Source organism: Psychroflexus salarius, assembly GCF_900129035.1.
GTDB lineage: Bacteria > Bacteroidota > Bacteroidia > Flavobacteriales > Flavobacteriaceae > Psychroflexus > Psychroflexus salarius.
This window is the reverse complement of record NZ_FQTW01000019.1, coordinates 1-5992: the sequence shown is the minus strand read 5'-3', so window position 1 is coordinate 5992 and position 5992 is coordinate 1. Positions and strand designations below refer to the sequence as shown.

6 protein-coding genes are annotated in these 5992 nt (G+C 30.1%); 1 reads left to right on the top strand and 5 read right to left on the bottom strand.

Translation table 11 applies throughout. The annotated features are described in order from the left end of the window. Nucleotides 1-368 precede the first annotated feature (368 nt). Nucleotides 369-665, top strand: a complete 297-nt coding sequence (locus tag BUB82_RS11370; RefSeq protein ID WP_073193749.1) for a hypothetical protein — start codon at nucleotides 369-371, stop codon at nucleotides 663-665. Here BUB82_RS11370 and BUB82_RS11365 read toward each other — a convergent pair. The 5 genes from BUB82_RS11365 to BUB82_RS11345 form a co-directional block, all read right to left on the bottom strand. Continuing rightward, on the bottom strand, nucleotides 662-901 hold the full coding sequence (locus BUB82_RS11365; RefSeq protein ID WP_073193748.1) for a hypothetical protein: 240 nt from the start codon (nucleotides 899-901) through the stop codon (nucleotides 662-664). The genes BUB82_RS11370 and BUB82_RS11365 overlap by 4 nt on opposite strands. Nucleotides 902-2308: 1407 nt before the next feature. Further along, nucleotides 2309-2827, bottom strand: coding sequence for a hypothetical protein (locus tag BUB82_RS11360; protein WP_073193747.1), 519 nt, complete (start codon nucleotides 2825-2827; stop codon nucleotides 2309-2311). A 2-nt stretch (nucleotides 2828-2829) separates the two neighbouring features. Next, nucleotides 2830-3573, bottom strand: a complete 744-nt coding sequence (locus tag BUB82_RS11355; RefSeq protein ID WP_073193746.1) for a hypothetical protein — start codon at nucleotides 3571-3573, stop codon at nucleotides 2830-2832. A gap of 1089 nt (nucleotides 3574-4662) precedes the next feature. Continuing rightward, nucleotides 4663-5250, bottom strand: a complete 588-nt coding sequence (locus tag BUB82_RS11350) for a hypothetical protein (protein WP_073193745.1) — start codon at nucleotides 5248-5250, stop codon at nucleotides 4663-4665. Nucleotides 5251-5400: 150 nt separating this feature from the next. Continuing rightward, entirely contained in the window at nucleotides 5401-5940 is a 540-nt protein-coding gene (locus BUB82_RS11345) for a hypothetical protein (RefSeq protein WP_073193744.1), read from the bottom strand. Between the last annotated feature and the right edge of the window lie 52 nt (nucleotides 5941-5992).

Here is a 5992-nt window from a genome sequence, read left to right as displayed (position 1 = left end):
TCAAAAGTCATATTTTAGGACTCTGTTTCGTTTATTCATATTTAAAAACCAATTTTCGATAGAAGCGGAGATTTCGACTTTTAAAAACAGCTTTTCAATTCGTTTCAGATAATGCTTGACAAATTCAGATTCTTAACTTTCATATATCCAACCCGAGTTTTTTCGGAGTGTTTGTGTGTAACGTTTTGTGTATATGAAACGTTGTGGGTTAATATTAATTTTTTTCGGTTTTGTTTTAAGTTTGCAAATATGCAGTGTCTTTTAGGTCTGTACTGTTTTCACAATGTTTTATATACGCTGTTACCTGCCGTATTTTATTCAGAGTGTTGTGTTTTATTTCGTATTATTGTTTTTAAAATTAGTTCATTATGGAAAAGTATAAAAATAAAAACCAAAATTTTGTAACTTTAAAAGGTCAAAAATATATAGCTGATTTTTATATTGAATTACCCGCAGATGACAAATTTGAAATTAAAGGTGTAACATGTGTTTATTATTCAATAGTAAACCCGCCATTTAGAAAGTATTTAGATGCTATTCATTTTGATGTTTTAAAAGAAACAAATGTAGATAAGAGTATTCAATATTTAAATCCAGGTCATGTTTTAATTTTCAAGGGTGATGACTTTCCAATAAAACAATTCAAAGAAGAACATGTAATTTAAGCACGCTCTATTCCTGAAGAAAAAACAACAGACATTTTTTTAGACACTTCTTTCAAATAATTTGCAAACAATTCAATTTCACAAAATGGTTGGTTATGAAATTCTTGCATTATTTTAAAAGAAAGTTTTCTAAATTTTTCAGATTTTTCGCTTCTTTCTTTTCTTCCGCCTTTGAAATCATTCACTAAATCTTGTAGGCTTGTTTCATCGTATTTATATTTATTTTGGTTGTCCATATTTCAATTCATTTTTCACAACGTTTTTTTATCGTCAGTCTGCTTGGTTTTTTATATGGCAGGTAACGGTCTTGGCTATGATGTCGTTGCGGAATCATCCGCTAGGATTATTCCGCTTGAAAACGAAAATACGCTTTTAACTGGAATTTTCCATAGAAAATTCCAAACCGCAATGCATTATAGCCGTTGTTACCAATAGGTTTTATATTGAGTTTGAGTTCATTTTTTCGTTCTGCTATTCAATTCCGTCGAGTAGAGCAGAAGTTTTGCTACATAAATCTAGAATCAAAAAATTTGTTTTCAAGAGTAAATTCTTTTGTTTTCAAATGTGCTAAAATTCCGCTGTGTTGATTTTCCGCGTTTTGTTATTCCGCGTTTTGATTTTCAAATTCAGATAGCTGCTAAAAGCTCAACCAAAAAAATCAATTCCATTTGTTTTCAAAACAATTCAGTTTTCAGAGTTTGAGTGATAACATCCAATTTTTAAAAATTAATCAATTTTTTCAATATTATCAGAGTCAATTCCAATTCTTAGAATTATCTAAATATGATTTTTATCTCTAAAAAATCTTTGAAATCAACTTATTGGTAACGTTCTTGGCTATGATGTCGTTGCGGAATCATCCGTTAGGATTATTCCGCTTGGAAACGAAAATACACTTTAAACTGGAATTTTCCATAGAAAATTCCAAACCGCAATGCATTATAGCCGTTGTTACCAATAGGTTTTATATTGAGTTTGAGTTCATTTTTTTCGTTCTGTTATTCAATTCCGCCGAGTAGAGCAGAAGTTATTCTATATTAATCTCGATCTAAAAATCTGTTTTCAAGAGTAAATTCATCTGTTTTCAAGCTTGCTAAAATTCCGCTGTGTTGATTTTCTGCGTTTTGTTATTCAGCGTTTTGATTTTCAAATTCAGATAGCTGCTAAAAGCTTAACCAAAAATCAATTCCATTTGTTTTCAAACCAATTCAGTTTTCAGTGTCTGAGTGATAACATCCAATTTTAAAAGATTAATCTACTTTTTCAATACTATCAGAGTCAATTCCGTTTCTTAGAATTATCTAAATATGAATTTTATTTCTAAAAAAATCTTTGAAATCAACTTATTTGTAACACCGTTAAGTATTGAAAGCTTAAAATAATTCAAAAATAAGCTTGTAATTAAAGCTTGTTGAACTGGAAATAAATCGACCGAAGGAGATTTATCTTATTTCAACAATGCAAAGATCCTTATGCCTTAAAAAAATCAATATACTATTTGGTTTTTAGCTCAGTTCTTTGTTACGCCATGTCAATTATCGGTATATATTTGACTCCGTATTTTGTTTACATAAAAATAGAGCGATTGAGTTTCAGTTATTAATCAATCGCTCTACGAAAGCAGTTTAAAATCGAAAAAATAGTTATAGCAGTCCAGCTATTAATCCTATAATTACACTATCTTTTAAATCTTCATTATTGCTGTTAAAATAAATATACTTTAATTGATTAAACAAACCAAAATGTTCAATAATGTTCCACTCTTTAGAACTGTATTGAGACTTTAAATGTTCATTAATAAAAGCATATAGCTTGTCATTTTTGAAATCAACTTCAAAATCAATTAAAGATGCACCAGTTTCTAAATCAATAACTTTAGTTCTATTTGAAAACAACTTTTTTTTAAATTTAAATTGTTTGTTTGTTAGAAAAAGTTTTTTTCTTTTTACAGCAAAGTCTTCATCTTTGAAAATTATCTCTTCATCATTCATTTTAAATGTCGCATCTCTATTTTTGTAGGTGTCATTTAAAATTTTAAACGATAATGTGTCAGAAACAGTGCTGATCGTAGCACCATCGCTAAAAGAGTGAAAAGAATAAATGTGGTCTTGACCAATTGCTAAAATTGGTAAAAAGCATAATAATAAAATTAGATTTCTCATATCTAAAATAATTCTTTAATACCAGCACCTGCTGAACTGCCCAAGCCGCCTTCCAGTGCACCAGCCCCAGCAGTTACCCATGTACCACCTTTTATCCAACCCTTAACAAATCCTGTAGCAGCACCAACTAAATCCGCAACAACAACAGGTTTTATTTTTTTCCAAAGACGACCAAGCCATCCTTTCTGTCTATTAACTTCGGTTTCCCACTTAGACATGTTCTCGTGCCAATATAAAGCAGAATACCCCATGACATCAACAGCGTTTTTCCATGCCTCTTTATCAACTTCGGATAGATTAATTGGTGGATTATCTAAAATATTTTGAGAATAAGCAAAAATTTGAGCACCAGCATTTTCATTTTCTTCGGTAATTGTTTCATCTAAATATGCAATTAAAATATCTATTTCCATCTGAAGTTCAGTTGAAAGAATGTTATCATTATTGCCGTAATAATGACTTGTAAATAAATTTGTGTCTTGTTCATTAGGATAAATACTCGAAACAAAATCAGTACCGTCTGCAATTACTTGATTATTTAATTCTGTTTCATTTGCATAAAACTGGTTGAGCAAGCTTTCTTTATATATATATTCTAATCCTTGATTATGTAATTTACCAGTTGAAAGTGTAAGAGTTTTTGGTGAATTATCTTTTATACTTAAATCTTCTTCCTCGCTACAAGCGTTAAACGTAAAGGCCATAATTAATATCATAAATGGCACATATTTTCTAAATTTGTTCATTACAATAATATTTATGTCGTTTTAAGTAAAATTATGTACGACTGGTTCAAAAAATGTTTCTTAACTCACTTCGCTATAAAGTAAAATTGTTGTTATTAAAGCTCGACGACTTCTTATTTTATTTCGGTAGTCGTTTTCACATAACCGATTTTGGACAGGCAATCCTAAATACCATTTATAACATATTTTCTACGTTATTAAGTCAAAATTAAATGTGTTTTTACTAAGGTAAAATTAATATAAAGTTAAAGTGTTGTTAATGATATGGCATAACGGTCTTGGCTATGATGTCGTTGCGGAATCATTCGCAGAATTATTCCGCTGGTAAACGAAAATACACTTTTAACTGGAATTTTCAACAGAAAATTCCAAACCGCAATGCATTATAGCCGTTGTTACACATTGACACGACACGTACTGCTTGGAACGAAGCGCTTTTCACGTTTCCAATTTTTTCCGAACTGCTATTGAATTCAGTTGAGTAGAGCAGAAGTTTTACTATATAAATCTGGATTTATAAAATCTGTTTTCAAGAGTAAATTCATTTGTTTTCAAACGAGCTAAAAATTCCGCTGTGTTTATTGTCGTTTGTCTATTTTATTATTCACGCTATAATTGTCAGAAGTCAAATTATTCCTAAATAATGAATAAAATCCAATTTTGTGTTCATTTCGATGTTATGATTTTCACACATTTTTTTCAAATTCAGATAGCTGTTCAATGCTCGACAAAAAAATCAATTCCATTTGTTTTCAAACCAATTCAGTTTTCAGAGTTTGAGTGGTGAAATCCAATTTTTAAAGCTTATTCCACTTTTCAATTTTGTCAGAGTCAATTCCAATTCTTAGGATTATCAAAACATGAATTTTATCTCTAAAAAATCATTGAAATCAACTTATTGGTAACGGTCTTGTATATGGCTCGTAGCGTTCAAATTAGCGATTATTTTTCGGTTTAGCACAAGCCAGATTTTTAAATTTTACTATTTATCTTTTTTGTTGGAAATCGTCAAATTTAAACATTTGGCGACTTTCCAAATACGCCCTAACTTCGATTAAGCAACTGACCAGCTATGAGCTATATACGGTGTTAGGGCACGTATTTTTTTATCAGCTCCCACGTTTTACCGTCTTTTTTTTCAAATTTTAAATATCCATTTGATTTACTCCAATAAATTTTTTCAACGAAATTATCCCTTTCCGAATATCGTCTTTCTTTGTCATTTATTTCTAAAACATCTGAAAATTTCCCGATTGGTGTTTCAAGAAATGTCAATTTCATTGAGTCCAACTCTTCAACTGTTCTATAACTATCATAAAAAACAGAATTTTTTGCTAAAAGTCTGAAGTTTATTGTAGTCGGTGTTTCAGGTGTTCCGGTTGTGATTTCGAGAAAATTATTTTTTAGATGCCTATCATAATTTGGGTCAGTATGTTCTACAAAAATCCATAGGCTCTCATTGTAATATTTTAATGGTGTAGGTCCGTCTGGAAAAATATTGTCATTAATTTCTTTCACTTTAATTGTATCCAATTCATTTTCACTCGACTTAAAAATTAAAACTTCTCCAACTTTATAAGGATTCCATAATTTTTCAGATTCAGGCATCTCAATTTTCTTTCCACAGCTTGTCAGTAGAATTGTAATTAGAATTAATATTGAAGTTTGTTTTTTCATATGTGCCCTAACGTTTTTGTATAACCGCAGTTATTACGGATTTAAAATTAGTGATTTTCAATTACAAAACCCAAGTGAGCAAATACGAGTTGATTCGGCTTTTAGTCGAATCAGCCGTAATTGCGGTTATACATTGTTGTACAACGTTTTTTATGTTTTATCAGGAAAATAGTCAGTTAAGCCATTGAAAACGTCTTTATGAGAACGTATTTCATATTTTCCATTATCGATTGTCTTAATTACAAAATTCAGTCTATGCATATTTGATAGTCCGTGTATTAGATTCATTACTCCGTGAAATTGTTTTATTTCATCATATTTCAATTCAATTCTACGTGTTTTTGAAAAGAGTAATATTCCGTTATCTTTTAATTCCAATTCCGCTTTTTCATAATTCCGCATTCCTTTGAGCCATTCTCCAAATAAGAAAATAGCGATTGAAATTGAAATAAGTATGTAAACATTACGATTCACAAATTCAATCAGATAGATTATTGCGATTTCAGATGGTAAATACTTTGCGGGCAACAAAAAAAGGCAGAATACAAGTGCGAAAAAAAATCCGAAGTTTGCTATTTGACTTCCGGTTTTATTAATTTTTTTCCTTTCAGCAAATTGTATGTCGAATGTATTTTTCAAATGTTGTACAACGTCTCGCGCATAACGAAAGTGGCGAGCTAAAGTGCGCAAGTTTTTCGGTTAAACTTTAAGTTTCTAAAAATACAATAATCTCTTGTTTTAG

Excerpts from the sequence above, each read along its gene's own strand:
- BUB82_RS11370 (WP_073193749.1), top strand. The coding sequence starts at position 369 with ATGGAAAAGTATAAAAATAAAAACCAAAATTTTGTAACTTTAAAAGGT.
- BUB82_RS11365 (WP_073193748.1), bottom strand. The coding sequence starts at position 901 with ATGGACAACCAAAATAAATATAAATACGATGAAACAAGCCTACAAGAT.
- BUB82_RS11360 (WP_073193747.1), bottom strand. The coding sequence starts at position 2,827 with ATGAGAAATCTAATTTTATTATTATGCTTTTTACCAATTTTAGCAATT.
- BUB82_RS11355 (WP_073193746.1), bottom strand. The coding sequence starts at position 3,573 with ATGAACAAATTTAGAAAATATGTGCCATTTATGATATTAATTATGGCC.
- BUB82_RS11350 (WP_073193745.1), bottom strand. The coding sequence starts at position 5,250 with ATGAAAAAACAAACTTCAATATTAATTCTAATTACAATTCTACTGACA.